The following is a 25,585-nucleotide window of genomic DNA, read 5'->3' as shown; positions in this document are numbered from 1 at the left end:
CTACCGATTCCCGTAGGTCCTAGTCGGGTTTTGTAATCTAGTGTTTTTAATTGCAACGAGTGTTATATTTTCCCAGAAACAATCATTTAACACTTAGGCATTCGATTGGAGGCGGGCCGCAAGGCTGTCCGCAGGGTGCCTTTCCGATGGGAGCTCCGGAATTGCAGGTCAAATCGCAAGAAAGCCCCAAATTGGTGCGCTCGGCGCTGGTCACCGCATGGCTACGCCCGAGCCGCCGATGAACTCGCCAGTCACCTTGCCGCGCAGTCGCCGGCCGTTGCTGAGCTTCAGCGTCGAAGGCCTGCCTGCTCGCGACGAACTCCTCTTCAAGTCCCTCGTTCGGTTGCTCGATCACCGCACCCACCAGCACTGGGCCTGGCAGGTCGAGGACGCCGACCTGCGCGTGGTGGGCGACCGGCTCCCGGCGCCGCCCGCCGAAGCAGACGACCGCTCGGTGCCGCTTCTGACGATCGGCGAGAACCCGCCCTCGCGCGGCCCCTTCCTGCGCCTGCCGCTGCATGCCGATGCGCTCGAGGCCATGCTCAACCGCCTCGGCGCGATGGTGGTCCATGCCCGCGAGCTCGGTCTTGCCGCATCCCGCGACCGTGCCGCCGAGCGCGGCGACGAGTACCGCCTGCTGCGCTGGCCTTCGCTCGCGCTGCTCGACACCACCATGCGCATGAAGCTCGCCACGCTGCTCGCGAGCCGCCCGGCTTCGCTGCAGGCGCTTCAGCAGAGATCGGGCGCCAGCGCCCAGGAGTGCGCGGACTTCATCGCGGCGCTCGAGAACGCGGGGTTCGTCGCGGCCAGCAGCAGCAACGGCAGCAGCGGTGGCACCGGCTTCGCGGCCAGCCGCGCGCCCGAGTCGATCTGGCCCGATTCGCAGGTCCGGGGCGGCACCGAGGCGCCCTTCGCGCCTGTCGCGGTGCGAGAGACCGTGCAGCCGGGCCTGCTCGCGCGCATCCGCAGCCGCCTCGGCCTGCTGGCCTCCGGACCGAGGGCCTGAAGCGATGAGCCTGCGACACATGACATCGACGACATCGACCGACCCTGAATGAGCGTGGAGCACAAGATCCTTTTCACCGGCACCATGGGTGCGGGCAAGACCACCGCCATAGCGGCCGTGAGCGAGATCGCGCCGGTGCGCACGGAGGTGCGCAACAGCGACACCTCGGTTGCCAAGGCCACGACCACCGTCGGCCTGGACTATGGCGAACTCACGCTCGACAACGGAGAGAAGCTGCGCCTGTACGGCACGCCCGGGCAGATGCGCTTCGACTTCATGTGGCGCATCCTCGCGCGCGGCGCGCTGGGCCTCGTGATCCTGGTCGACAACAGCCGCCCCGATCCGCTGGCCGACCTCGAGGTCTACCTCGACGGCTTCTCCGAGCTCATCGACAGGACCGCCTGCGTGGTGGCGGTAGGCCGCACCGAGACCCATCCCGAGCCGGGCCTCGACGCCTACGCCCAGCGCATGCAGGACAAGGGCGTGCTGCGCCCCGTGCTGCCGGCCAACGTGACCGATCCGCAGCAGGTGGTGCAGCTGCTCGAGCTGCTGCTGCTGCAGCTCGAAGCCTGAGCGCCGCACCGCCTCTTTTCTTTCCCTTCCTTCCTTCTTTCCTTCCTTCGCCGGACCCGAGCCACATGAACATCTCTCCCCGCATCAAGGACGCCGCCGAGACCGCCGTGGACACGCTCATGCGCGAGATCAAGGGCGCGAAGGCCGTGGTGATCGCGACGGAAGACGGCCTCGAGCTGGCCGCGCGCACCGAGAACAACGCGCAGGTCGCGCGCCTGTCCGCCATCGCGAGTTCGCTGGCCGCGCTGGGGGCGGTGGCCGGCGAGGAGAGCGGGCTGGGGCAGTGCGAGAACGTCGCGATAGAGACCGCGCTCGGCCACATCCTGATGCTGCAGGCCCGCAACGACGAGGCCGACCTCATCGTGAGCGTGGTGACGGGCAAGGACGCGGTGATCGGTCAGGTCCTGTACTTCTCCAAGCAGGCGACGCTTGCCCTTCAGCGCGCCTGAGCCTGAGCGCGCTTACAGCCTTTCAAAAAGCGGCCGCCGCTCATCACTCGCCCGGGTGGCGGCCGATTCTCAGGGCGATGCACTACGAAAGACTTCGATGGCAAATATCAAGCAATCCATGGACGAACTGATGACGATCGACGGTGCGCTGTGCGCTGCGCTGGTCGATTCCGGCAGCGGCATGATCCTGGGGCAGATCGGCTCGGGCGTGGACCTGGAAGTTGCCGCCGCGGGCAATACCGAGGTGGTGCGCGCCAAGCACAAGACCATGAATGCGCTCGGCCTGAACGACGTGATCGAGGACATCCTGATCACGCTCGGACGCCAGTACCACATCATCCGCCCGCTGCAGAAGCACGAAGGCCTGTTCGTCTACCTGGTGCTCGACAAGTCGAAGTCCAACCTCGCGCTCGCGCGCCGCAAGACGCAGGACGTGGGGCAGGCACTGGCGGTCTGAAGCGGCGCGCCGCCGGCCTGCCTACTCCACCACCGGGATCTCGCGCCAGTTGAGCAGCCGCAGGCTCAGGCTCGACGACAGCGACACCTTCAGGTTCTCGACCGTCCCGGTGTTGGAGCCCACCGACAGCGTGGTGCCGCCGTTGGTGCTGCTGGTGAAGCGCAGGTCGGTCACCGCATACGACTCGGAGATGTAGGCGGCGTTGTTCTCCAGCGCCGACTGCCCGGTGCCGAAGTTGATGGCATAGACACGGCTGGTGCCGGAAGGGCTGCAAGCATCGGCCGTGGTGAGCGTTGAAGCGAAGGCCACCACGCCGCCGGTGGTCGTGGTGCTGGTGATCATTCGCCAGGCGATGCCGCTGCTGCTGTCGGTGCCGAGGTCGACATACCAGCCCATCGAGCTGCTGCCCAGCGTTGTGGTGGAGGTCAGGTCGGTCAGCGCGGTGAGGTTGCTGCGCGCGATCGGAAAGCTCACGCCCGAGGGCAGCGAGGAAGAGGTGTTGAAGGCGGAGGCCGTGCCGTCGAGCAGCGCGTAGAAATCCTGTGCCGCCGTCGAGCTCACGTCGCTGGACGAGAGCAGCTGGCCGGTGCCCAGCAGCACATAGCGCTTCTTCGTTGTCGGATGCACCTCGACCAGCGGTTGCGTGGTGACGGGCTGGGCGTTGCCGCTGGCATCCGTCAGGTTGGCCATCAGCAGCGGCGAGCTGTAGGTCGACGTGCCGGTCACGTCGAAGCGCCAGACCTGTCCGTTGAGGTCGCCCGCGTAGATGGCGTCGGCCGTGCCGTCGGTGAAGTCGCGCACGTAGGCGGTGGCGTGCGTGAGGCCGGCGGCGGTGCTGCCGGTCTTGACCTTCTCCAGCAGCGCGCCGGTCTTGGGATTGACGAAATAGATGTAGCCGTAGCCGTCGCTGTTGTTGTAGCCAGAGGTGAGAACCACCACCCAGCCGTACTTGGCGGTCTTCACCACCACGGGCTCGCCGTAGCTGTAGCCCATGGTCGAGTCGGTGAACTCCCATAGCACCTTGCCCGCGACCACCGATTCGGAAGTCATGCCCGCCGGATTGGTGACATCGATCGCGTAGAAGCTCTTGCCGCCCTTGCCCAGGCCGCCCACGAGGATGGTGCGCCAGTCCGAGGTGGCGGTCGACGTGGTGGTGAGCGAGCCGCCCGCGTAGTTGAAGTCGACGTCGAAGCTCAGCGGCGTCGCGTCGACGTAGTAGTGGTGGGTATAGCTCGGGTTGCCCAGCGCGGTGAGCCCGTCGGAGGCAGAGGTGTTGGGCGCGCCGCTCGGTCCCTGGAACAGCGCGCTCGGCACGTAGGCGAATATCTCCGTGCCCGCGTCGGTGCCCGACAGCGTGCCGTTGAAGGCGTGCAGCATGCCGTCGTTCGCGCCCACGAAGACCATCGTGGGCCGGCTCGACCACGAGCTCTTGAAGGCCGCGTAGCCGGGGTTGATCGAGTCGGAGTAGGTGAGGCTGGGCACTCCCACCGGAGTGACCTTGGAACCCACGATGTCGCCCAGCAGCACCGAGCGCGCCCGGTAGGCCTGGCTGCTGCCGCTGGTGGTCGAGCCGGCTTCCTGCGTCTGGTCGCCGCGCAGGTAGTTCAGGTAGTCCGACCCATCGCTGCCGCGGTAGGACGTGACCAGCGCGGCCTTCTGGCTGGTCGTGAGGCTCGCGTAGCGGAAGGGCTGGCCGCTGCTGCCGTCCCAGGTCGCGATGCGGCGCGAGGTGCTCCAGCCGGTGTCGGCGAGCTGCGTGGCGAGCTTGGCGGTCGAGGTCCACATCACGGTCGACGAAGTGCTCAGGTCGGTGCCGATGGTCACGCTGCTGGCGGTGAGCACGCCGCTCCAGTTCTTCGAGGCGTACTGCGCGGCATACGAGGCGCTGCCCGAATCGCTCACCTGCGCGGACGACAGTGACAGCGAGGTGGTGTAAGCGCTGACGGCCGAGGCGATGGCGGAGAAGGCCTTGGTGAGGCCCGAGACCATCTGGCTCGCGTTGCCGGCCAGGAAGTAGTTGTCGGGCCGGTACTCGGTGGCGGTTCCCATCGTGATGGTCTCGCTGCTGCTGTTCCACCAGCTCTGCGTGAGCGCGGTCGTGGTCTGGGTCGGGTCGTAGCCCGACGGCACGGTGAAGCCGCCGTACTTGGCTGCGAGCCAGTAGGGGTTCTTGTCGGCCGCGGTCTGGTACTCCATCACGTCCATCCAGTAGGTCGAGACGGTTTGCGTGCCCGTCAGGTCGGAGCGGATGTCGTTGGTGTGGGCCTGGTAGGCCAGGCCCGCCATGTAGTAGGTGGCGTAGGAGCTGTTCCACCACGCATCGACCTTGGAGCTCAGCCCCTCGAGCGTCAGCAGGTTGTTGGTGTAGGTGCGCGCCAGATTGAAGGAGTCGCTGCTCACCGCCGACGGCTTGGTGCGGGTGCTGGTCAGCGTGCCGCCGCCCACGTTGTAGTCGTAGTGCGTGTTGGTGTCGCCGATGCCCAGGATGAAGTTCTTCTGGCAGGCGTACAGCACCGGGTCGGTCCAGGTGGTGACGGCCGGGAAGCCGTCGAGCAGCGTGGTGCGCGTGCTGGACGAGGAGGTTGTGGCCGGCGTGATGTAGCTGGTCCACGTCGACACGTTGCCGAGGTTCTCGAAGTAGCGCACAGCCGCGTAGTAGAGCTCGCTGACGTTGTCGTAGGTCATGTACGACGAGGAGGCCGTGCCGAACTTGTTCAGGTAGTTCATCACGCCGCTGTTGCTGATGGTCACGCCGCTGGTGCTGGTGGTCGCCGTGGCGGTGGCGCTGTCGGGGTTGGTCACCATGATGCCGGTGGTCGAGCTCCACTCGGCCTTGCTGTTGGTGGTGACGGTGCTCGACAGCGGCGTGGGGTAGGTCGGCCCGATGTAGCCCATCGGTGCTCGCAGCACGGCCCCCTGGTTGCTGGCGCCGCTGCCGTTGAGGTAGGAAAAGGCGCTGTAGCGGATCTTGTTGGCGTAGCTCTGCATCAGCCCTTCGGGCTTGTACTGGCCGTTGGGATACAGCACGCAGTTGGACTCCACGCCGCCTGAGGAAGTGCTCGAGTCGCAGACCAGCACGCGGATGTACACGCGGTAGGTGCTGGCCGCATTGTTCGACGACGATGCACTCACCCAGTCGGTGCCGCTCACGCTGGTGTTGCTGTAGCTGCTGCCGGTGCCCGAGAACACCATGGTGTTGCCGCGCTTCCAGATGCTGGTGTTGAACGAGGTCCAGCTCAGAGGCGTCACCGACGAGATCAGGGAAGACGCGATGTTGTGACCGGTGGAGGTCGCCTGGCTGGTGCCGCGCAGCGGGAAGTTGGTCTGCGAGCCCTGGCTCGATCCCCAGGCCTTCTCGAGGATGGTCTGGCTGGTCGTGTCGACGCTGCGGTAGCCGCCCGTGAGCGCCCAGCGGAACGGGTCGATGGTCTGCATCGTGGCCCAGTTCATGAAGTTGCCGCTCCACTTGCCCGAGCAGGTGTGGTAGTTGGTGCCGGTGGCAAGGCCCGCGGGCTGGAAGTAGCTGCTCGCCGGCGTCGTGGAGTTCAGCACGTAGGTGTAGCACTTCAGCGGATCGAAGTAGCCGAGGTAGGTCGAGCTGTCCGCATAGTTGCCGAGGTTGGCCACGCTGATGGCGGTCGGGTACTCGACCGACAGCGTGAGCGCGAGGTTGCCGGGAACGTCCGCGCTCGCGAAGACCGGCTGGTCGGCCAGTGTCACCGCGGGCGATGGAGCGGCGCCCAGCAGCAGGGCGGCGGCGGTCAGCGCGAGGGAGATGGCACGGAATCTGGCGCGGGATCGATTCATCGGGTTCATTCGGGCCGTGTGAACGAAGTCTGGAGAAACACCTGCGTCGAGCGCACGCCGGTGACGCGCACGCTCAGCCGGTAGACGGGCGAGATGGTCGAGGCCGGTCGCTGGCTCGCAGGCAGCTGGCTGCTGCCACCGGTGACGTTGCTGCTCGACGGCGAATACACGCAGGTGCTCGTCGTCGCGGTGCCGGCGGCGCGGCAAAGGCGGTCGATGACATAGCGGATCGTGACGTCCGAGGTCGCGCCTGTCAGGTCCGACGCCGTGGGGCTGAAGGTGGCTCCGGTGAAGTCGGTGCCGTTGGGCGAGCTGCTGTTGGACAGCAGCACCAGCGGGATGCCTTGGTCGTTCGCCGTCAGCTCGACCGCGCTGTAGTTGGCCGAGGGAATGCTCGCCGCCGAGAGCGTGGCCGTCTTCAGCGCACCGCTCTTGAAGGCCGTCAGCACGTTGGAGGCTGCCTGCTCGCCCTGGCTCGCAAGGTCGCGCCGGAACGCGAGGTTGCCGGCGCTTGCCAGCGAAGTGTGCGTGGAGCGCATCACGGCCACGCCGCCGACCAGCAGGATGACCAGCACGATCAGGCAGAACAGCAGCACGATGCCGCGCTGGCGCCGGCCCCGCGGGGCGCGAAAGGGAACAACAGGTGTCATGACGTGGGCAGGAGCAGCACGTTGCGAAGAGGAATCGTCGACTCGACGACACGGTGGCGGAAGTGCTGCTCGCTGGTACTGAAGCTGATCGTCTGCTGCAGCGAGGTCGCTAGATCGCTGAAGAGCGTGAGCGAAGCGGGCGAAGGCAGCTCGCCGTTGTCGTTCGCCCGCTCGGGGTTCGCGCTGCGCAGCACCAAGGCGACGCGGATGGCCACCACCTGTCGCGCGGTGGCCGGCGTGGTCATCATGGTGGCGATGTCGTAGCCTGTGGCGCCCGGATCCACCCAGGTGTCGAGCACACCGTCTGCGTTGGTGTCGAGCCCGTACAGCGCGTGCATCTCCGATACGCCGTCGGCGACGGCCTGCGATGCGTCGGTGCCGTTGGCCATCAGCAGGTCGTAGCTGTAGAGCGTGTTGTTGCTGCCCACGCCGAACATCTGGAACTGCGTGTTGCCCGCGTTGACGTTGCCCAGCGGCGTGAAGTACGCGCTGCCGCTGGCCGCGAGCGTGGACAGGCTGGTCGACGAGCCGGAGGCGGTGTAGTAGGTGCTGCCCAGCGGCAGTGCGTCGTTGTCGGCGCTGTCGGCGAAGGCTGTGCTGGAATGCACCTGCTCCAGCAGGCAGTCGGTGGTGCCGCTGGCGCTCACCAGCCCGAGGTCGCCCTCGGCCAGTCCCACGGTGCTGTCCAGGCGCAGGATGTTGGTCGACTTGCCGCTCGAGAGAATGAGCCTGGGCACGTCGCCTGAAGAGGCCGTGCCGCCCATCACCACCAGCACGTCGGAGCCCGCGTCGGACTGGCTCTTGCCGATCAGCACCGGCGCCACGCGCAGGTTGGCGCTGCCGCTCGCGCCGCCAAGGAAGGCGGTGGCGAAGGGGGCGGGAAAGGCCGAGCTGCGCGGCAGGTTGGGCGTGCTCGGCAGCGTCGCGTTCAGCAGGCAGCCGAAGGCGCCCGCGAGCGTCCACGACTGCGTGAAGCCCGAGCCCGCGGTGCGCACCGCGCGGTCCAGTACGTAGGCGGCGTAGGCGCCGGTCTGGCCCATGTCGTTGGTAGCTGTGGTGGTGCGCCTGCTCGATTCGCCGAAAATCAGCAGGCTGGTCACGGCCAGCGTCACCACCAGGCCGATGATGACCGCGACCATCAGCTCGATAAGCGTGACGCCATGCTGGCGGCGCCTGCGCATGGTGGCCTTCATGGCAGCACCACCCGTGTGACAAGCTTGCTCGATGCGTTGGTGGCGGTGGACTCGCGCGTCACCGCGCGCCAGGCGATCACGATGTCTGCTGCGTTGGCCGTACCCGAGCTGTTGGTGGCGCCCGAGACGGCAGTGACCGTCAGCGTGGCATTGGGCAGGCCGCCGCTGCTCATGTCGCTCACGCGCGTCTGCCACGCGGTGGTGTCGACCGAGATGGAGTTCTTCAGCCACATCGTGCTGGCGATCTCATTGGCGAGCAGCGCGGCGCGGTTGCGGTCCTCTGCGTCGACGGAGATCGTGAGCGCGCGCGCCAGCATGCCCGCCATGCCGAGCAGGCCGAAGGAGAAGATCAGCAGCGAGACGAGCACTTCGATCATCGCGAAGCCCGAGGAGGCCCGTGCGCCGTGGTGCCGGTGAATGGCGAATGGTGTCTTCATGTCCGCTCAACTCGGGCAGCCATCGGGCGCGCTGGACGAAAGGGTCTTGGCCGGATCGCACATGTGGACCTGCCCGCCCAGGCTCACGACCACGCGCAGAGGGCGGTCGGCCGAGCTCATCGTGATGTTGTAGGTCGGCGTCGAGCTCAGGCTGCACGTGGCACCGGTGACGCCGGTGCTGCTGTTGGCCACCAGCCGGCCCAGCGGGCTGAAGCAGACGGCGGCGGGCCCGCTGATGCTCACGCCGGTGCCGGCGATCGTCAGCACGCCGGCCTCGACGAAGGTCGCGACACCGGAGGTGTCGAGCGTGGACGATGCCACGAAGTTGATCGACCAGTTGCTGCCATTGGCCACGGCCGTCAGGCTGGTCTTCGGGGCCGTGTCGTTGGTCAGCGAGAACACGGCCGTGCGGCTGCGGCGTACCGCTTCGGCCTGTGCCTGGCGCAGGCCGTTCTGGAGTGTGTCGCTTACCGTGCGAACACGGGTGTTGGCGATCCAGGCGAGCAGCGTCGGCATTGCGAGCGCAATGAGGACGGCCATCACGACCAGCGTCACGGAGAGCTCCACCAGGGTGAAGCCTGCTAGCGGCGCGGCGCGCCTGATCATCAGCATGCCCCCCGACTCGTCACCCAGTCGTTGCTGCAGGTCGTCCAGCCGGTGGGCACGCCGACGGTCGCGCGGTTGTTGGACTGGTCGACAGTGAAGATGAAGCCCGCGGTAGTTCCGCTGCCCGTGGCCACCAGCGTGTAGCCCGTGGCGCTCACCGCGCCGTACGTGCCGTCGCACGACAACGTGAAGGTACCGACCATGCGCAGCGTGGAGGACACCAGGCATGGTGAGGTGTAGCTGCCTGTGGACAGGTAAGTGCGGTTGTCCTGGAAGTAGCGCTCCATGTTCGCGCGCATCGTCGACAGGCCGGTAGTGGCGTCGACGATGCGTCCGCGCAGAACGTAGTCGCGGTAAGCCGGATAGGCGATGGCGGCGAGGATCGCGATGATGGCCGCGGTCACCATCAGCTCGATCAGGGTGAAGCCGCGCGCGCGCGGCCGGCGTTCGTTTGGCTTCTGAAGCCGCTTCATGGCGTTTCTTCTCCTCGTATGCGGGAAGCAATCCGATGCTTCGCGGACACCGAGTCGACCATGCAACGTGGGAGAAATCTGGCCGATGCGTTGTTGTTTGTGTGCGCCGAAGCGCGCCGCATCCGAGCTTTCTCCGACTTTGTCGCCGAGCATTTCCACCGCGTCGGGCTTGCCGATGTTCAGGAGAAGCGATCGATGAAAAAGAAAGGGCTGACGCCTCTCATGCTGGCATGCATTTCGCCTTGCATCGGGTTCAACGATGCTCAGGAGATCCGTTTGTCGAGAAAGAAGATATGGCCATCCCTTGTGCTGGCGTGCATGACGGGCCTTTCGGCTGCAGCGTGCGCAGCGTCGGCAACAGCGAGTGGTGGCAGCACGGCTGTAGATGCCGCGCTGAAGGCTTGCGCGGCAAGTGTGGCGAAGGACGCGAGCGGTGGTCCCGACCAGACCGCAATGACGGCGTGCATGACCAAGGCGGGCTTCACGAAGCCGCCTCAGGAAGGCGAGCACAGGCCTCCACCCCCCGCTGGTGCCGCGCTTCGCAAATGACGTTGAAAAAACCATTGCCGCGCAGCAGTCGGCGAAATGAGGCGAATTGGCTGAGGCGGCCCGAGGATGGCGACCGCAAGGGGACGAAGTGCGTGGAATCGCCAGATTCGCACGGCGACCCCGTGCCCGAGGAAAAGCCAGGGCTGAGACCCGACGCCATCAGTCTCGAAGCCGCCATCGCGATGACCGGCATCAGCAAGCGCACGCTGTGGCGGCGTGTGTCGGATGGAACGATCGCCAAGCACAAGGAAGACTCGCGCGGAAGGGCGATGCTTGCTCTCGCGCAGATCACAGACCTGATCGATCTTGTGTTGACCGGGGAGGAACTTCACCTGATCGTGAAGGCCGATAGCGGCGATGCGAATGCACAGGCCGATGCTGGCGCGATGTTCTTCGTAGAGGCCCGCTTTGGGGCTGCCGTCTACTGGCTGGATCTTGCTGCCACGCAAGGCAATACCGACGCCATGCAGTGGCTCGGGAACTGCCACGCATCCGGCCTGGGCGTTCCCAAGGATGAGAGCCTCGCAATCATGTGGATCGCCAAGGCGGCTTCGCTGGGTCATCCGGTGGCTCGTCAGCAGATCCAGGGCATGAGGGCTGGACACTGCGAGCCGTAGTCATGCGCTTGTACCTGCGGACTCTCTGTTCTGCGCTCGTGCTCATTGCGCTGGTGGGTTGCGGAGGTTCGCACATGCCTGGCGATGAGCCGGCAGATTTCGGTGCGGACGTCACGGTGCGCAGCATGACCGCCGCGCAGCAGAAGTGCAATGCGGCAGGCTTGCCGGACCTCTACGAATGTGCTGGAGCTCCGCCGTCGCCTGCTGGGGAGCAACTGGCGGCTCGTGGGGCACTCGATATGTATCAGCTCTTCGAGAAAGGGTGCCTCGAAACTGCGGGCGAGAGGCAATGCGAGTTGCTGTTGGAGACCGCGTATCGAAAAGCTGGCGTGCAACAGCCATCGTCGCCCTGACGCAGACACAAAAAAAGCCGCCATCAGGCGGCTTGGATCGGGCAGAGGGTTTGAATCAGGTGCCGTTCGGGCAGCCTGCCGGTGCGTACTTCGAGTCAGCTGTGGTCGCGCAGGTCCAGCTGCCTGCGCTGCTGCGAGTCCAGGTGATCGTGTAGGGCGTTGCTTTCAGCGTTGCAGCAGCACTGCCGGCGAATTGGGCCGAAATGGTGCCGGTGGTGGTCAAGGCGGCAGTGTTGGTGGTCGCGGTAAGTGCCGTGCCAGCAGTCGAAGTCAGGGGGGTCGTATAGCTCAGGATGTTGGAGCTGGTGGCGCCGAGGTCGCAGGCAGCCGCATCAGTCTTTCCATTGTTCAGGCAATCTTCATAGGCCGTCTTCAAGGCGCCGGTTTCGCCCATGGCGCGGGCCACTTGCGACTTGGCGATGTAGGTCTGGTATTGCGGAATCGCGATCGCAGCCAGGATACCGATGATCGCCACGACGATCATCAACTCGATGAGGGTGAAACCCTTTTGCACGTTGCGTGCGAAGGAACGACGGTTCATTGTGAAACTCCTGCAGTTGAGAAAGTGCGCCCGGAAAGATCTCCGGGACGTGCTTCTTTCTGCAGTCCGCATGCCACCCGTCCAGGGGTGGTTCATGCGCGTTCGAACAGGTGTTTCAGGACGTAAAGGCGCGTGTACATTCGTGCCGTTTCGTCATGACGCGCGGCCGTGCGTGCCATGGCATCTCGCCGGTGGTGTCATCCGCGCGTCGTATCGATGCCCGTTGATGTGTAGCGCTCAATGCGCGGCTGCAAGCCGCTGCGCTTCGAGCATCAGCGGCACGCGCACCTGCGCGACCAGCCCGTGCGAGCCCGTCTTCAGCACCACGTCCCCGCCATGCGCACGCGCGATCGAACGGCACACGGCAAGCCCGAGTCCGCTGCCCGCCGCGCTCGAGGAGCGGGCCTGCGCGGTGCGGTAGAAGGGCTTGAAGACCTGCTCGAGTTCGCTGGCGGGCAGGCCCGGTCCGCGGTCGCCGATCTCGACCACGGCGTCGGGGCCGTCGGTGAACAGGCGCACGCGTGCCAGGCGGCCGTACTTGACGGCGTTCTCGATGAGGTTGTCGAGCACGCGGCGCATGCCGATCACGTCGACCTCCACCGGTGCGTGTTCCGTGCGCCGCAGCTGCACGTCCTTGCCGACGAACGCGGCCTGCTCGACCACGTCCTCGACGAGGCTCGCGAGGTCCATGCGCTCGCGCGCGGTCACCACCGAGGCGTCGCGGATGAAGCTGAGCACGGAGCCGATCATGAGCTCCATCTCCTGCACGTCTTCGAGCATGCCGGCGCGCACGTCGTCGGGAACATCCTCGATGCGAAAGCGCAGGCGCGTGAGGGGCGTGCGCAGGTCGTGGCTGATGGCGCCGATCATCACCGTGCGGTCGTCGACGAAGCTGCGCAGTCGTGCCTGCATGCGGTTGAAGGCCTGCGCGGCACGGCCTATTTCGGCGGGGCCTTCGAGTGCCATCACCGGTGCCGACGGGTCGCGGCCGAGCTGGTCGGCCGCGCGCGCGAAACCGGCGATGGGCCGCACCAGCCGGCGCGAGAACAGCCAGCCCGCAGGCGCGACGATGGCCGCCGCGATCAGGAACCACAGCAGCACGCGGCGCTGCCAGGCATTGGGAAAGGACTCGGGCGCCGGCTGCACCACCACCCAGCTGCCCTCGGGCGTGTACACGGCGGCGATGAAGTCGCCCTCGACGAAGGGAGCGGGCGCGAGTCCGAAGAGGCCGCGCGTGGCGGGGCGCGCGGTGTCGGAGGTCTCGGTGGTCGTGGCCTCGGTGTTGGCGGGCGCGCGTGGCGGCTCGACCGTGACTGCCGCTGGCGGTGCCGTGCTTGCCGCCGGCGCGGGGTTGGGCGAGGAAGGGCGTGCAGCGGATTCGGAGCGTGGCAGCGGCGCGGGAGTCGACGGAGGAGCTTCCGCCCTGGAAGGGGCCTCGCGCGGTGGCGGGCTCTCGACGACCGGCGGCAGGCCTCGCATGTTGCCTCCGGGTTGCATCGATGGTGCCGTGGGCTGGCCGCGAGCCATGCCCGGCGGTGCCGTCTGTGATGGCGAGGCCGGCTCAGGTGCTCTCGGCGCGATGGCCGTCGCGGGTGGCGCCGGTGCGGGGGAAGGCGATGGCGGCGTGCCGGTCGCGCCCGTGGTGCCGGACGGTGGTGCTGTCGTCGTGCCGCCCGGAGAACTCGTGGTCGGTGGCGTGGCGCCAGGCTCGGGTGTTGCGGCCGGCGTGGATGACCGGGGCGATGCGGAGGGGCCGCCCGCCGGATCTGCGGCCGGAGCACTGCCTGGCGGCGACTGGGTTGTCGTGCCGGTGGGCGGCGATGGCTGCTGTTGCTGCTGTTGTTGTGATGAAGGCGGAGGCGCCGGCGGAGTCCCCGTCATGCTGTCCCTCTGTCCCCGATCCGTGCCGAAGCCTCCGCCGGGCCCTCCGAAGCCGCCCGGAAATCCCATGCCCCCGGGGCCTCCCGGGCCGCCGCCACCACCGCCGCCCGGCGGTCCGCCCCGGGCCTGCACCTTCAGGAAGCCGCCTGCGGAAGCCGCACTGGCGATGCCGCGCGACGCGTCATGCCCGTCGCCCGTGGCGGCGACAGGCCCCGTGGTGCCCGCGAACGGCAGTGGAGTGAAGAAGTAGAGCCGCACCTCGGCTTCATCCCGCGTCAGCAGTTGCGCCAGGTCACGGCGCGAGCGCTCGGACGTCAGCCAGCCCTGGCCCTTGGGCTGGGGCGCCTTCGCCTGCAGCGTGCGCTGCAGCAGGTGGGCGTTGCGGCCCTCGGCGCTGCGGCCCGAGAGCACGCGCGCGATGTCGCCGAGCTGCCACTGGCGTTGGGGCTGGGGCGGGAGCAGCACGGTCAGCGCCAGCGTCACGACCTGCGCCACCACCAGCCCGCCCAGCAGCAGGCCCATGATCTGCCACGCGAGCGGCGGACCCAGCCAGCGGCGCGCGGTACCTTGGGTTTTCATGGGGCGATGCTGGCACGGACGGCAGGTGATGTCACGCCGGCGTGGCTCGATCTTTGCATTCCCATCTTTTTCTCCCAAGTCAGCGCGCTTGCGCGGGGCCGGGCCATGCGCAAGCGTTCGAGCGCGCGAGTCTGTTCAGCGGATGTTGCTGCCGGATTTCACTGCATTGCAATACATTGCAGCGCCTGCAGGGGCTTCGGGCGGGGGCAGTGCGCGGCCTATGATGCGCTACCCGATCCGCCGTAACGTGAACCTGTCCACCCGCATCCTTATCGTCGACGACGACGCCGGCATCCGCAGCCTGGTGGCGTCCTTCCTGGAGAAGCATGGCTTCCAGGTCGACGCCGCCAGCCATCCGGCCGAAATGCGCGAGCGCCTGGCGCAGGCGGAATACGCACTCATCGTGCTCGACGTGATGATGCCCGGCGAGGACGGCCTGAGCGCGCTGCGCGAGCTGCAGCGCATCGGCGGGCCGCCCGTCATCATGCTGTCGGCCGTGGGCACGGACATCGACCGCATCGTGGGCCTGGAGATCGGCGCGGAAGACTACCTCGCCAAGCCGTGCAACCCGCGCGAGCTGCTGGCACGCATCCGCACCGTGCTGCGCCGGACCGCGCATGGCGCCGTCGCTGGCGGGCAGCCTGCACGAGCTGCGCCGCAGTCGCAGCAGGCGAGTGCTGAAGTGCCCGAGGGGCAGCAGCAGCCGCTGGTGCTGCATTTCGCCGGCTGGCGCATGGATCTGGAGGCGCGACAGCTGCACGACCCGCAGGACCGGCTGGTGGATCTCTCCGACGGCGAATTCCGCCTGCTGCGGGCGCTGGTGCAGCACCCGCGCCGCGTGCTGACGCGCGACCAGCTCGTGCAGTACGCCCTGGGTGCCGAAAGCGATTCGTACGACCGCGCGATCGACGTGCAGGTCAGCCGCCTGCGCCGCAAGCTGGCCTCCGGCGAGACACGTGCGGACCTGATCCGCACGGTGCGCAACGAGGGCTACATGTTCGTGCCCGCCGTCACGCGCACGCGCGAGGCCTGAAGGCTCGTTCCGCCCAGTCACGGCCCCTCATTCGCGGGATGCCGCGGAACAGCCTCTGCCAGGCCGCAGGTATCGCCCCCGGCGAGGGGGTGGCGCGCGCGACACGAAGTGCGCGAAGCCTGGGGGAGTGCCCGCAACACGCTGAAATTCGCAGGAAATGCGAAGCCCGCAATCTCGGGGCCTCGCATTCATCACTACCCCTACCTATTCATGACATCGTTCGACTGGCTGTGGGACTGGCGCACCCTGATCGCGCTGGCTGTCTGCGACGCCGCGCTGCTTGCGATGTTCCTGGCGTGGGACGCCCGGCGCATCGCGTTCCTCGCACGGCGCTGCGTCGCGGCGCACGAGTCGCCGCAGGCGCGGCACTGTCGCTTCAGTCCGGAAGACTGCGGCGCATTTCGTCGGCAGCCGCCTGGCTCCGAGGCCTGAGTTCCAGCTTGCGGCAGGCACCGAAGCCGCTCTCTTCCCGGAGACCGGCCGCAGCGCGCTCCGGCGTCGCAAGCGTTTCGGCGATCAGGTCCAGCAGATGGCCGGCCGCTCGCGGATCGAGCACGGTGCCGGTGGCGAGGGCACGCAACGCGAAGGCGATGTCGGCGTCTTCCGCATCGCTCAGGAGATAGCCCGTCGCTCCCGAGGCGAAGGCCGACAGCACCAGTTCCCGCTCGTCCGTATCCGACATGGCGATGACCTGTGCGCGCGGCAGCTTCGCGCGTACGTCGCCGATCAGCGCAGCACCCTGGCCTATCGGATAGAGCTGCATGTCGACGAACACCAGGTCGAATGGCAGCGATGCGAGCATCGCCTCGGCCTCCTCGCATGTGGGCGCAAGCACCACGCGCCGCTCCGGCGCGAGATGCCCCAGGATGCGCTTCATGCGGCTCGCGACGACGGGATCGCTTTCGACGACGAGGGCGCCGAAGAAGAGTTGCGGCCGGCTTGGGCGCGAGGCTCCGGCAGGGAAGTGCAGGCCGCGCACGCAAGTACCTTCGGGCGTGAGTTGCAGGATCCGACCCGTTTCAGGGCGCCGTCTTCGACTGCCCCAGGCGGCCATGCGTGCGCTTGCAGCTGCCGTCGCGAGAACCGGTGCCGCTCGTCGTGATCGGTGCGAGCGTCGACCGGCTGTAGTTGCCGGCTGCGGCCGTTCCGCGCTCCGTGCATGTGTCGCTGCCCGCCAGGAAGATGCCGGCCGCCAGCGCGCCGAAGGCCAGCAGGCCCGCAAGACGCGGCAGCCACACGGACTTCGCGGATCGCGGCATGGCGGAGGAAGCGGGCGATGTCCTGCCGCTCCATCGGGCCCGCATGACGAGTTCCGGGGGAAGGCCGTCCGCGTGCGCGAGCGCTGGAAGGCCGTCGAGGCGAAGCGCGCGAAACGCGTCGTGCGGGTTGCGATGCCGGAGAGTCTTCATGACCGGTATCGTGGACTTCAAAGGGGGAGAAAAATTGGACGGCCGCCCCCTGGACGGCCGTGACTGCGCAACGGAATCAGAAATCGAGCTTGGCGCTCACGCTGAACGTGCGCGGGTCGCCGGGCTTGATGTAGTTGTCGTACTGGTACTCCCAGTAGCGCTTGTTCGCCACGTTGTTGATGGCCGCGCGGAAGGTCGTGTTGCGTCCGCCGATGCGCGTCGTGTAGCTCGCGCCGATGTTCGCGATGGTGTAGCCGGGCACGCTCAGCTGGTTCGCCGCGTTGAGCATGGTGTTGCCCGTGTACTTCATGTCGGCCGAGAGCCTGAGCCCCGGCACCTGCGCCACGTCGTAGGACACCTGCGCGGTTGCCACCAGCTTCGGAGCGCCCGCCACGCGGTTGCCGATGTAGCTGCTGCCGCGTTCGTACGAGCTGTCGAGCAGCATCAGGTTGCCGCCGATCCGCCACTGCGAGCCCAGGCGCGTGGAGGCGCCGAGTTCCAGGCCCTGGTAGATCGACTGGCCGTCCTGCACCAGCACGTTGGCGCTGTTGGCGTACTCGGCGCCGCGCTCGATGCGGAAGAGCGCCGCGGTGGCGCTCCAGCGGTCGCGCTCGGTCTTCAGGCCCAGTTCGTACTGCTTGCTCTTCAGCGGGTTGAGCAACTGACCTTCGTTGGCGTAGAGGCTGCCGACGGTGCTGCCCGGCTCCAGCGATTCGACATAGCTGGTGTAGAGCGTGGTGTCGGGCGCGGGCTTGAACATCAGCGCCAGCGTGGGCGTGATCACGCCGCTCTTGCGATAGCTCGAGTTGCGCTCGCCGGTGGTGTCGTAGCCGATCTGCTCGTAGGTCGTGCTGCGCAGGCCGCCCAGCACCGACCACCTGTCGGACAGCTTCAGCGTGTCGCTCGCGAAGACGGCGCGCTGCGTGATGTCGCTGTTGCGGTAGGGCGTGAAATCGGTGGAGCTGGCGTAGCTGTTCGTGTTCTGTCCGAAGATGCTGCCGGTGCCGATCAGCTGGTAGACGCTGTTGCTGCTGTAGTAGTTGACCTGCTTCTGCCACGACGCGCCCAGCGTCAGCTGGTGCTCGAAGTCGCCGGTGCGCAGCTTGCCCGTGGCCATGGCCTGCCACTGGTTGAAGCGGTGGCCCTCGGCGCTGTCGGAGCGGTAGTCGTCATAGCTGCCGCCGGAGTCGAGCAGGTAGGCGATGCCTTCGTTGCGGCTGCGCGTGGCGCTGCTGTGGCTGTAGCTGGTGCTCAGCGTCCAGTCGGGCGAGAGCTTGTACTGCAGGCCGGTCGAATACAGGTTGAAGTCGGTGGCCAGGTGCTGGCCCGCGCCCACCAGGCCCTGGTTGTCGGCGCTGATGGTGGCGGGCAACTGCGTGCCCGTGTAGCTGCCCAGGTAGATCGATGGCGTCTGGCCGGTGGAGGTGCGCTTCTGGTAGAGCGAGTCGAAGGTCCAGGTGAGCTTGTCGGTGAGCTTCGCGTCCAGTCCGAGCGACACCGAGTTGCGGCGCACGTTGCCGTCGTTGTAGGTCTTGCCTTCCTCGTGCGTGGCGTTGAGCCGGTAGCCGAAGCGGTCGTCCGTGCCGAAGCGCCCGCCCAGGTCGACGTGCTCGCTCCAGATGCCGGCCGTCTTGTAGCCCACCTCGATGCTGCGCACCGGCTGGTCGGTCGGCTTCTTCGTCACGTAGTTGACGATGCCGCCCGGCGAACCGAAGCCGTACATGAAGCCCGACGAACCCTTGAGCAGCTCGATCTGCTCGAAGTGTTCGTAGGGCAGGGTGATGGCGTAGCTGAGGAAGGGCTGGCCGTTGATGCGGTAGCCGTTCTGCCAGTCCAGCGGCAGGCCGCGCACCGTGATGTAGCTGGCCCAGGCGCTGTAGGCGCCGCTGTTGTCCGATACCGATGCGTCGAGCGCGAACACGTCGCCCAGCTTCGACACCTGGCGCTCGGCCATGTCCTCGCCGCGCACGACGGTGGTGGAGAAGGGCGTTTCAAGCTGCGAGCGCGCGCCGAGCGCGCCGCTGCTCACCTTGGCGCCGAGGTGCTGCTGCGTGTCGTCCTGCGACTCGGCGGTGACCGTCACCGTTGGCAGCGCTGCCGCGGCAGCGTCCTTGCCTTGCGCCTCCTGCGCGTGCGCGCGGCCGATCTGGGCCGCGGCCCACAGCACCAGCAGCGTGGCGCGCGCGGGCGGGCCGAATGCGCTGCGCCTGAATGAGGGCGGGGAGGCCGTGGAAATCGGCGAAAGGGCCGTGACGGCGGCGGCGGTGTTCTGGCGTCCTGGGATCAACTTTGACTCGCGTTGTAGATAAGAATGACTCTCATCTTCAGTGCGAATCTCGTAGAAATATTGGAGCTTGGCCCTGCGGCCCGTGCGGGCTGCCTCTTCCGGATCAGTGGCCGTTGCCCGGCGACGGCGCCAGCCCGCGCTGCTTCAGGAAGTCGTAGAGGCTGACCGCGAGCACCTGCGCGATCGGAATGGGCAGCGTCACGCGCAGCACCGCCGCCCGGTGGACCGGGCACTTGTCGGAGCTGTGATCGACGCGGCTGGCGTCGAAGGTGATGTGGACGCAGCCCGCGTTGACCCAGTAGCCCGAGACTTCGTCCGCGAACACCTGCGGGGCGTGCAGGTCGTCGATGTAGATGGCTTGCGGAGGCTGGGACATGGCGGCTCTGTGATTGCGGAGCCGCCGATGATCGGCATCAATCTGGCAGGAAAAAAGGAGTGGCCACCCTCACCCTCGCGCCCCCGGGGCTTCCTTCGTGCCTGTGCCGTGCCTTTGCTCAGACGATCCGCACCGACAGCTCCGGAAGCCGGTCGATGTGGATCTCGATCAGGTCGCCACGCACCACGGGCCCCACATTCTCCGGCGTGCCCGAGTAGATGATGTCGCCCGGCTTCAGCTCGAAGGCCTGCGACAGCCGGCTGATCTGCTCGGCCACCGACCAGATCATGTGCCTGAGCGTGGCGTTCTGCTTCGTCTGCCCGTTCACCTTGAGCCAGATCGCGCCGTCGGTGAAATGGCCGACCTTCGCCACTGGATGGATCGGGCCCACGGGCGCCGATTGGTCGAAGCTCTTGCCGATCTCCCAGGGCTTCTTCTGGTCGCCCATCTCGCGCTGCAGGTCGCGCCGCGTCATGTCGAGGCCCAGCGAGTAGCCGTAGACGTGGTCGAGCGCCGAGCTCGTCGGGATGTTGCGCCCGCCCTTTCCGAGCGCCACCACCAGCTCCACCTCGTAGTGGTAGTTCTTCGTGAGCGTGGGGTAGGGATGGTCGGCCACGGTGCCGGGCGTCACGACCTGGATCGCGTCGGCCGGCTTCTGGAAGAAGAAGGGCGGCTCGCGGCTCGGATCCGAGCCCATCTCGCGCGCATGGGCCTCGTAGTTGCGGCCGATGCAGTAGATGCGGCGCACCGGATAGACCTGCTCGCTGCCGACGATCGGGATGGTCGACGGGGCGACATCGAACGGCGTGGCCTGTGCGCGGGCGGCCCCGGCGGACAGCGCGCAGCCGGCGATGGCGCCGGTTGCCATGGCGGCGGAACCGGCCAGCAGGCCGCGACGGGAAGTGATCATGAAGGTCTCCTTGGTCTTGTGTGGAAATGCGCTTGCCGTACCTCGCACGGCGGCTTCATTCTGGGACGGCGGGGTGGCGCGCAATCGCACGCATCTACGCAAAAACAGGACAGAACCCACCACTGCAGAATCGGCGCACGGGGCCACGTACCGGCCCGGCAGGACGCCCGCATGCTCACCCACAAACAGCTTCGCTATTTCGTCGACATCGTCGACGCGGGCAGCTTCAGCCTTGCGGCGGAGCGCCTGTTCATCGCGCAGTCGGCCCTGAGCCGGCAGATCAAGGAAATGGAGCGGCATCTGCAGGTGCCGCTGCTGGAGCGCGATGCGAGGCATCTGGAGATGACGCCCGCGGGTCGATCGCTTTACGGCGATGCGCGGCGCATTCTCGCGGCGCTGGAGAGCGCGGCCATCGGGGCGCGTCATGCGCAGCGCGGCATCGAAGGCACGGTGCAGCTGCTGCATTCGAGTTCGGTGCCGCTGACGCACGGCCTGCTCGAATGCCTGAAGAAGCATGCACAGCGCCACCCCGGCGTCTCCATCGAAGTGTCGCAGCGTGCGTCGGAGTACCAGGCGATGGACATCGAGCAGGGCAATGCCGACGTCGGCCTGGCGCGCGAGCCGGTGCTGCGCCGCTACCCGGGCGTGCAGCAGTCGCCGCTCTTCTCCGAATCACTGGTGGTGGCCGTGCCCGCTACGCATGCGCTGGCCGGCCGCGAGCGCGTGACCATCGCCGAACTGCGCGATGAGCCGTTCGTCGCGACGCCGCATCTCGAACGCGGCGGGCTGAGCCATTGCGTGGCGGAGCTCTGCCGTGCGCAGGGCTATCACCCCAGGAGCGCGCAGGTTCGCTCGCGAAAGTGGTCGCAGCTGGCGCTGGTGCAGGCCGGCTTCGGCATCGCGATCGTGCCCGAGTCGATGGGGCGCATGGCGCCGGAAGGCGTGAAGCTGCTCGCGCTGGATGGCGACGATGTATGCACCACGGTGCTGGTGCTGTGGCGCGCGGAAGATGCCTCGCGGCTCGCGCAGGATCTGGTCGCGTCGTTGCGTGCCGTCTAGCTGATTTCGAGATCGATGGGCGCCGAATTCGGTATTGGCGCGGGAGTCGCGAAGTCCATAGATTCGCGGGCATGGATTTCATCTCCGGTGCCTTGCCTGTCACGCCTTCCCAGTTCGCCGTCGTCTGCACGGGCGTTGTCGTCGCCTACGTCATCTTCGGCATCGCCGGCTTCGGCACCGCGCTGGTCGCCGGGCCGGTGTTGGCCAACTTCATTCCGGTGGCCAGCGTCGTGCCGCTGCTGGCGCTGCTCGATTTCTTCGCGGCCGTGGCCAACGTGAGCCGCGATGCGCGATCGGCCGACGTCGGCGAGCTGCGGCGGCTTGTGCCGGTGATGGCGTTGGGAAGTCTCGTGGGAGCGGCGCTGCTGCTGCTCGGGCGGCCGCAGCTGATGCTGCTGGCGCTGGGCATCTTCGCGGTGGCCTATGCGCTGTATTCGCTCAGCGGCATCAAGCCCGCCTCCCGGCTGTCGCAGCGCGCAGCGATGCCCTTCGGCTTCGTGGGCGGCATCTTCTCGGCGATGTTCGGCAGCGGAGGCTTCATCTACGCGATCTACCTGTCGGGGCGCATCGAGGCGAAGGAACGCATCCGCGTCACGCAGTCCACGCTGATCGGGCTCAGCACGCTGACGCGGGCGGTGCTCTTCCTGCTGGCCGGCGTGTATGCGCAGACGTCGATCCTGTGGCTGGCGGTGCTGCTGTTTCCCGCCATGCTGGTGGGCACGGCGGTGGGCAGGCGCATCACGCTGCGCCTGTCGCGCGAGCAGTTCATCAAGGTGGTGGCGCTTGCCGTGCTGTGCTCGGGCGCCTTCCTGATCTACCGCTATGCCGCCGGTTGAATGCCGAGGGGAATCAGCGGCATGCCTGCGTAGGCCAGGCTGAACGTCCAGAGAATCAGCGCCGCATAGAGGCCCGTCAGGAGCCACACCGCCGCGCGGCCCCACGGCATGAGCGACATGCTGATGAGCGCACCCGCCAGCGGCAGCAGCTGTTGTGCGTGCACGCCGAGAAAGTGTGGCACGCGCAGGTCGCCTCCGGTTGCAGACCAGCCGAACAGCGGAAGCGTGGCGCCGCCCGCGACGGCACCGATGGTCGATCCGCCATGCTGGCTGATCGCGATGCCCGCGCCCGCGCCGGCCACGAAGGTCAGCACCAGCCCCAGCACCACGGCCAGCCGGTAGGGCGCTGCCAGCGCATCGCCGTGGCGCGCGAACAGCCACGCTAGCGGCAGTGCCGTGGCGCTGAGCAGCAGCGCACCCACGCCCATCAGGCTGTACATGACGATGTGGAAGGTCGAGTCTTCGTTGAAATGCGAAGCCTGCGCTAGCGCGCCTTGCAGCGTGATGTAGCCGATCTCGAAGACGCCCGTGGCGATCACCACCGCGACGATGATGCGTGCGATGCGGGCACCGCGCTGCTCGTGCGGCAGGTCGCCGATCAGCCATGCGGTGGTCAGCGCATAGAGACTGACCGAAGCCATGAACTTCAGCGGCTTGACCCAGACGCCGACGCCGTTCAGCGTGCGCGGATCGAGCCACGCCGCCACGAGGGCAGGCACCATCGCCGCGAGCAGCAAACCACCGAACCAAGCGAGCTGCGGCTGGCGCCGATGCAGCTCCCATGCCAGTGCCATGCACGTGGGCGCGACACGCAGCGCCAGAAAAGCCAGCAGACCGACCGGGCCGAACAAGAAGGTGAGGGCGAAGCAGGGGATGAGCAGCACCGGCGCGATGCCCGCGCGCTCTCCCTCGCGTGCGATCCAGGTGCCCACGAACAGGTCGAAGGCGAGGTAGTGGAACCACCCGGCCGTGAGAAGGCCCGGATGCTGGAACAGCGCATGCACCGCCGACAGCGAGCTGTATCCGCCGCCGGCCGCCGACCAGTAGGTTGCCATCAGCCACCAGTACGCCAGCCCCAGGCCGACGGGAATGACGATGCCGGTCGTGGCCCAGATGAACGGCTTGGCACGGCCCAGCCATGGGGCCGCGCCGAGCGCAGCCCAGGCGGGAAGGGCGACAGTGCTGCCTGCGCTGAAAAGTGAATCGAACATGTGCGCCTCGCGATCGAAGAAGGCAATCCAGGGTCGGAAAGATGTTATCTTTACAGTGTTTAGATGAAAGCGCAACCTGATTCTTCGAGGAGGTAGAGTTCCTCCTTTGAAGACCGGGAACAGCAGGCAGCCATGGCGGCAAAGAAAATCGAAGAAGCACCCGTGCCCTATCACCACGGCGATCTGCGCGCGGCGCTGATCGGGGCTACCGAAGTCCTGCTGGCCGAGCGCGGCATCGAGGGCTTCACCCTGCGCGAGGCGGCGCGACGCGCGGGCGTGTCGGCAGCCGCGCCCGTGCATCACTTCGGCAGCGCGGCCGGGTTGCTGACCGAGGTGGCGATCCTCGGCTTCGAGGAACTCACGCGCTGCCTGCGCGAGGGCACCGAAACGGGCGGTACCGATCCCGCACGCCGCCTGCGCGGCCAGGGCATGGGCTATGTGCGGTTCGCGCTGGCCTATCCGGCGCGCTTCCAGCTCATGTTCCGCAAGGACCGCCTGACGCCGGACGCACGGCTGGAGGCTGCCGGAGATGCGGCATTCGCCGAGCTGGAGATGGCGGTGCGCGACTACACCGGCTGGGGCCGCAAGAAGCCGCTGAACCGCGCGACGCAGGCGACAGTGCTGGGCGCATGGTCCACCGTGCACGGCTTCGCGCATCTCGCGCTGGACGAGAAGTTCGGCGGACACGCCGGCGGCGCGGGAACGAACGACTTCGTGGAGAACATGCTGCCCGAGATACTGAAGCAGTTCTGGCCCTAGCCTTCAGCCGCTCGTTCGTTCATTCACTCTTCGTTCATTGCCCCGGAAAGGGCGGCAGCCGCCTGCGGATCGTCTGCGCCTTCACGATGGATGTATTGGTCTCGGCCTTGCTCGCGATGCGGTCGAGGATGCCGTCGAGCTGTTCGAGCGACTGCAGGAACAGCCGCGCAACGAAGCAGTCTTCTCCCGTGACCTTGTCGCATTCGCAGAACTCGGGCGTGCCTTCGATGAGCTTCTGCACCGCCTGCAGTTGCCCCGGCAGCGGACGGATGCGCACGATGGCCTGGAACTGGTATCCCAGCGCCTTCGGATTCACGTCCAGCGTGTAGCCCCGGATCACGTCGCGCTCCTCGAGCCGGCGCAGCCGTTCGGAGACGCTGGGCGACGAGAGACCCACGTGGTGGGCCAGTTCCTTCAGGGACATGCGCGCGTTGCCGGCAAGGGCTTGCACGATGGATTCGTCGATCGGATCGAGCATGAAGACCATCTCCGGTGAACTGGGTTAAGTGCCTTGATTTCAACGGCCATTGCTGGCGATTGCCTTATTAAAAGCATATCCAATTCGCACTGGCCGTGGCACGCTTGCAGCTTTGCTTCCTGCCGTTCGGAACGGAAAGACATGCAGACACAGCTTCGCGGTGCGCTCGAGATGAGCGCGGCCATGGTGATTTCCGGAACCATCGGATGGGTCGTCGTGCGCTTCAACCAGCCGCTGCCCGACTTGCTGTTCTGGCGCTGCGTATTCGGCGCGGCGACGCTGTTGGTCGTGTGCTTCGTGCTCGGCCTTCTGCGACGCGGCCTCACGCTGCGCAACTTCGCGCTGGCTGCATTCGGCGGCGTGGCTCTGGTCATCAACTGGGTGTTGATCTTCGCGTCGTTCTCGCACGCGTCGATCGCCATCGCCACCGCGGTCTACAACACGCAGCCGTTCATGCTGGTGGCGCTCGGCGCGCTTCTCATGTCGGAACGGCTGACCGCGATGAAGGCGATCTGGCTGTGCATCGCCTTCGCCGGCGTGGTGCTGGTGGCGCAGGCCAAGTCCGGCGGTGGCGCCGGAGGCTCGTCTTATTTCGTCGGCGTGCTGATGGCGCTGGGCGCGGCCTTCTGCTACGCGGTGGCGGCCCTCGTGGCAAAGAAGCTCGATGGCATCGCGCCGCATCTCATCGCGCTGATCCAGGTCTGCGTGGGCATCGTGATGCTCGCGCCGTTCGCGAACCTGAAGACATTGCCCACCGATGCGGCCACCTGGGGCGTGCATCTCGCGATGGGCGTGATCTACACGGGGCTGGTGTTCGTGCTGCTGTACGGCGCGCTGCAGAAGCTGTCGACGCCGGTGGCGGGCGCACTGTCGTTCATCTATCCGCTGGTGGCCATCGGCGTCGACTACGTCGCCTTCGGCCAGCGGCTGGGCACGCTGCAGTTGGCGGGCGCGGCCGCCATCCTGATCTCGGCGGCGGGCATGACCTTCGGCTGGACCCTGCCGGGCCTGCCGAGGCAGCAATCGCCCGCTGCCGGAAGAAGCTGACGATGGCGC

27 protein-coding genes are annotated in these 25,585 nt (G+C 67.2%); 12 read left to right on the top strand and 15 right to left on the bottom strand.

Features of this window, described 5'->3' with window-relative positions; translation table 11 throughout:
- Window positions 1–238 precede the first annotated feature (238 nt).
- The 4 genes from ABL840_RS32330 to ABL840_RS32315 all read left to right on the top strand — a co-directional run bounded on the left by ABL840_RS32330 (window position 239) and on the right by ABL840_RS32315 (window position 2,485).
- Window positions 239–1,006: a hypothetical protein gene (locus ABL840_RS32330; protein WP_418116083.1), complete on the top strand. Its 768-nt coding sequence runs from the start codon at window positions 239–241 to the stop codon at window positions 1,004–1,006.
- 54 nt (window positions 1,007–1,060) lie between these two features.
- Window positions 1,061–1,579 carry a GTP-binding protein gene (locus tag ABL840_RS32325; protein ID WP_093307454.1) on the top strand — a complete coding sequence of 173 codons (519 nt, stop codon included), beginning with the start codon at window positions 1,061–1,063 and terminating at the stop codon, window positions 1,577–1,579.
- Between the two features lie 65 nt (window positions 1,580–1,644).
- Window positions 1,645–2,028, top strand: a complete 384-nt coding sequence (locus tag ABL840_RS32320; protein WP_093209824.1) for a roadblock/LC7 domain-containing protein — start codon at window positions 1,645–1,647, stop codon at window positions 2,026–2,028.
- 97 nt (window positions 2,029–2,125) lie between these two features.
- Window positions 2,126–2,485, top strand: a complete 360-nt coding sequence (locus ABL840_RS32315; protein WP_093209822.1) for a hypothetical protein — start codon at window positions 2,126–2,128, stop codon at window positions 2,483–2,485.
- Window positions 2,486–2,506: 21 nt separating this feature from the next.
- On the opposite strand, the gene ABL840_RS32310 is transcribed toward ABL840_RS32315, so the two are convergent.
- From ABL840_RS32310 to ABL840_RS32285, 6 genes are read right to left on the bottom strand one after another with little or no spacing between them, the layout of a single operon-like run.
- Window positions 2,507–6,292, bottom strand: a complete 3,786-nt coding sequence (locus ABL840_RS32310) for a PilC/PilY family type IV pilus protein (RefSeq protein ID WP_103893647.1) — start codon at window positions 6,290–6,292, stop codon at window positions 2,507–2,509.
- Window positions 6,293–6,297: 5 nt separating this feature from the next.
- Window positions 6,298–6,942: a pilus assembly PilX family protein gene (locus ABL840_RS32305; protein ID WP_143043023.1), complete on the bottom strand. Its 645-nt coding sequence runs from the start codon at window positions 6,940–6,942 to the stop codon at window positions 6,298–6,300.
- Entirely contained in the window at window positions 6,939–8,135 is a 1,197-nt protein-coding gene (locus tag ABL840_RS32300) for a PilW family protein (RefSeq protein WP_093307453.1), read from the bottom strand. Before ABL840_RS32300 ends, ABL840_RS32305 begins: the two co-directional genes overlap by 4 nt.
- Window positions 8,132–8,572 carry a type IV pilus modification PilV family protein gene (locus tag ABL840_RS32295; RefSeq protein ID WP_093307394.1) on the bottom strand — a complete coding sequence of 147 codons (441 nt, stop codon included), beginning with the start codon at window positions 8,570–8,572 and terminating at the stop codon, window positions 8,132–8,134. The genes ABL840_RS32300 and ABL840_RS32295 overlap by 4 nt, the downstream gene beginning before the upstream one ends.
- Window positions 8,573–8,578: 6 nt before the next feature.
- A complete protein-coding gene (locus ABL840_RS32290; RefSeq protein ID WP_418116082.1) occupies window positions 8,579–9,184 on the bottom strand; it encodes a pilus assembly FimT family protein in 606 nt (201 codons plus the stop codon).
- Entirely contained in the window at window positions 9,178–9,651 is a 474-nt protein-coding gene (locus ABL840_RS32285; protein ID WP_093307393.1) for a type IV pilin protein, read from the bottom strand. The genes ABL840_RS32290 and ABL840_RS32285 overlap by 7 nt, the downstream gene beginning before the upstream one ends.
- Before the next feature lie 60 nt (window positions 9,652–9,711).
- Between ABL840_RS32285 and ABL840_RS32280 the strand changes: the two genes are divergently transcribed.
- Both ABL840_RS32280 and ABL840_RS32275 read left to right on the top strand, forming a co-directional pair.
- Window positions 9,712–10,200, top strand: a complete 489-nt coding sequence (locus ABL840_RS32280) for a hypothetical protein (RefSeq protein WP_176947653.1) — start codon at window positions 9,712–9,714, stop codon at window positions 10,198–10,200.
- Window positions 10,197–10,817, top strand: coding sequence for a tetratricopeptide repeat protein (locus ABL840_RS32275; RefSeq protein WP_176947652.1), 621 nt, complete (start codon window positions 10,197–10,199; stop codon window positions 10,815–10,817). The genes ABL840_RS32280 and ABL840_RS32275 overlap by 4 nt, the downstream gene beginning before the upstream one ends.
- Before the next feature lie 408 nt (window positions 10,818–11,225).
- Here the strand turns inward: ABL840_RS32275 and ABL840_RS32270 are convergent, their stop codons facing one another.
- Both ABL840_RS32270 and ABL840_RS32265 read right to left on the bottom strand, forming a co-directional pair.
- Window positions 11,226–11,711 carry a pilin gene (locus ABL840_RS32270; protein ID WP_093307390.1) on the bottom strand — a complete coding sequence of 162 codons (486 nt, stop codon included), beginning with the start codon at window positions 11,709–11,711 and terminating at the stop codon, window positions 11,226–11,228.
- Between the two features lie 237 nt (window positions 11,712–11,948).
- The gene (locus ABL840_RS32265) at window positions 11,949–14,171 is read right to left on the bottom strand and encodes an ATP-binding protein (RefSeq protein WP_093307389.1); all 2,223 of its coding nucleotides are present in this window, start codon (window positions 14,169–14,171) and stop codon (window positions 11,949–11,951) included.
- Between the two features lie 247 nt (window positions 14,172–14,418).
- Between ABL840_RS32265 and ABL840_RS32260 the strand changes: the two genes are divergently transcribed.
- A complete protein-coding gene (locus ABL840_RS32260) occupies window positions 14,419–15,204 on the top strand; it encodes a response regulator (protein ID WP_418116081.1) in 786 nt (261 codons plus the stop codon).
- Window positions 15,205–15,414: 210 nt separating this feature from the next.
- On the top strand, window positions 15,415–15,636 hold the full coding sequence (locus tag ABL840_RS32255; protein ID WP_093429428.1) for a hypothetical protein: 222 nt from the start codon (window positions 15,415–15,417) through the stop codon (window positions 15,634–15,636).
- Here the strand turns inward: ABL840_RS32255 and ABL840_RS32250 are convergent.
- The 5 genes from ABL840_RS32250 to ABL840_RS32230 all read right to left on the bottom strand — a co-directional run bounded on the left by ABL840_RS32250 (window position 15,581) and on the right by ABL840_RS32230 (window position 20,186).
- A complete protein-coding gene (locus tag ABL840_RS32250) occupies window positions 15,581–16,183 on the bottom strand; it encodes a response regulator (protein WP_176947651.1) in 603 nt (200 codons plus the stop codon). The genes ABL840_RS32255 and ABL840_RS32250 overlap by 56 nt on opposite strands.
- A 40-nt stretch (window positions 16,184–16,223) precedes the next feature.
- Entirely contained in the window at window positions 16,224–16,613 is a 390-nt protein-coding gene (locus tag ABL840_RS32245; RefSeq protein WP_143043021.1) for a hypothetical protein, read from the bottom strand.
- A gap of 76 nt (window positions 16,614–16,689) precedes the next feature.
- Window positions 16,690–18,900 (bottom strand): TonB-dependent siderophore receptor, encoded by a 2,211-nt coding sequence (locus ABL840_RS32240; RefSeq protein ID WP_418116080.1) that lies wholly within the window; start codon window positions 18,898–18,900, stop codon window positions 16,690–16,692.
- 103 nt (window positions 18,901–19,003) lie between these two features.
- Entirely contained in the window at window positions 19,004–19,276 is a 273-nt protein-coding gene (locus ABL840_RS32235; RefSeq protein ID WP_093209800.1) for a hypothetical protein, read from the bottom strand.
- Window positions 19,277–19,394: 118 nt separating this feature from the next.
- On the bottom strand, window positions 19,395–20,186 hold the full coding sequence (locus tag ABL840_RS32230) for a fumarylacetoacetate hydrolase family protein (protein WP_093307385.1): 792 nt from the start codon (window positions 20,184–20,186) through the stop codon (window positions 19,395–19,397).
- A 171-nt stretch (window positions 20,187–20,357) separates the two neighbouring features.
- Between ABL840_RS32230 and ABL840_RS32225 the strand changes: the two genes are divergently transcribed.
- Both ABL840_RS32225 and ABL840_RS32220 read left to right on the top strand, forming a co-directional pair.
- Window positions 20,358–21,245, top strand: coding sequence for a LysR family transcriptional regulator (locus tag ABL840_RS32225; protein WP_093307384.1), 888 nt, complete (start codon window positions 20,358–20,360; stop codon window positions 21,243–21,245).
- 71 nt (window positions 21,246–21,316) lie between these two features.
- Window positions 21,317–22,081, top strand: a complete 765-nt coding sequence (locus ABL840_RS32220) for a sulfite exporter TauE/SafE family protein (RefSeq protein ID WP_093307383.1) — start codon at window positions 21,317–21,319, stop codon at window positions 22,079–22,081.
- On the opposite strand, the gene ABL840_RS32215 is transcribed toward ABL840_RS32220, so the two are convergent.
- A complete protein-coding gene (locus ABL840_RS32215; protein WP_093307382.1) occupies window positions 22,066–23,292 on the bottom strand; it encodes an ABA4-like family protein in 1,227 nt (408 codons plus the stop codon). The two genes, ABL840_RS32220 and ABL840_RS32215, sit on opposite strands and share 16 nt — an antisense overlap.
- A 132-nt stretch (window positions 23,293–23,424) precedes the next feature.
- On the opposite strand from ABL840_RS32215, the gene ABL840_RS32210 reads away from it, so the two are divergent.
- Window positions 23,425–24,051, top strand: coding sequence for a TetR/AcrR family transcriptional regulator (locus tag ABL840_RS32210; RefSeq protein WP_093307381.1), 627 nt, complete (start codon window positions 23,425–23,427; stop codon window positions 24,049–24,051).
- A gap of 34 nt (window positions 24,052–24,085) precedes the next feature.
- Here ABL840_RS32210 and ABL840_RS32205 read toward each other — a convergent pair whose 3' ends face one another.
- Window positions 24,086–24,529 (bottom strand): Lrp/AsnC family transcriptional regulator, encoded by a 444-nt coding sequence (locus ABL840_RS32205; protein WP_093209833.1) that lies wholly within the window; start codon window positions 24,527–24,529, stop codon window positions 24,086–24,088.
- Window positions 24,530–24,670: 141 nt separating this feature from the next.
- On the opposite strand from ABL840_RS32205, the gene ABL840_RS32200 reads away from it, so the two are divergent.
- Entirely contained in the window at window positions 24,671–25,576 is a 906-nt protein-coding gene (locus ABL840_RS32200) for a DMT family transporter (RefSeq protein ID WP_093307380.1), read from the top strand.
- The last annotated feature ends 9 nt before the right edge of the window (window positions 25,577–25,585 follow it).

Origin of the sequence: Variovorax sp. NFACC27 (genome assembly GCF_048301545.1) — a bacterium.
Taxonomy (GTDB): domain Bacteria; phylum Pseudomonadota; class Gammaproteobacteria; order Burkholderiales; family Burkholderiaceae_C; genus Variovorax; species Variovorax gossypii.
The sequence above is the reverse complement of the archived record's forward strand: the minus strand, read 5'-3'. Positions and strand labels throughout refer to the sequence as shown.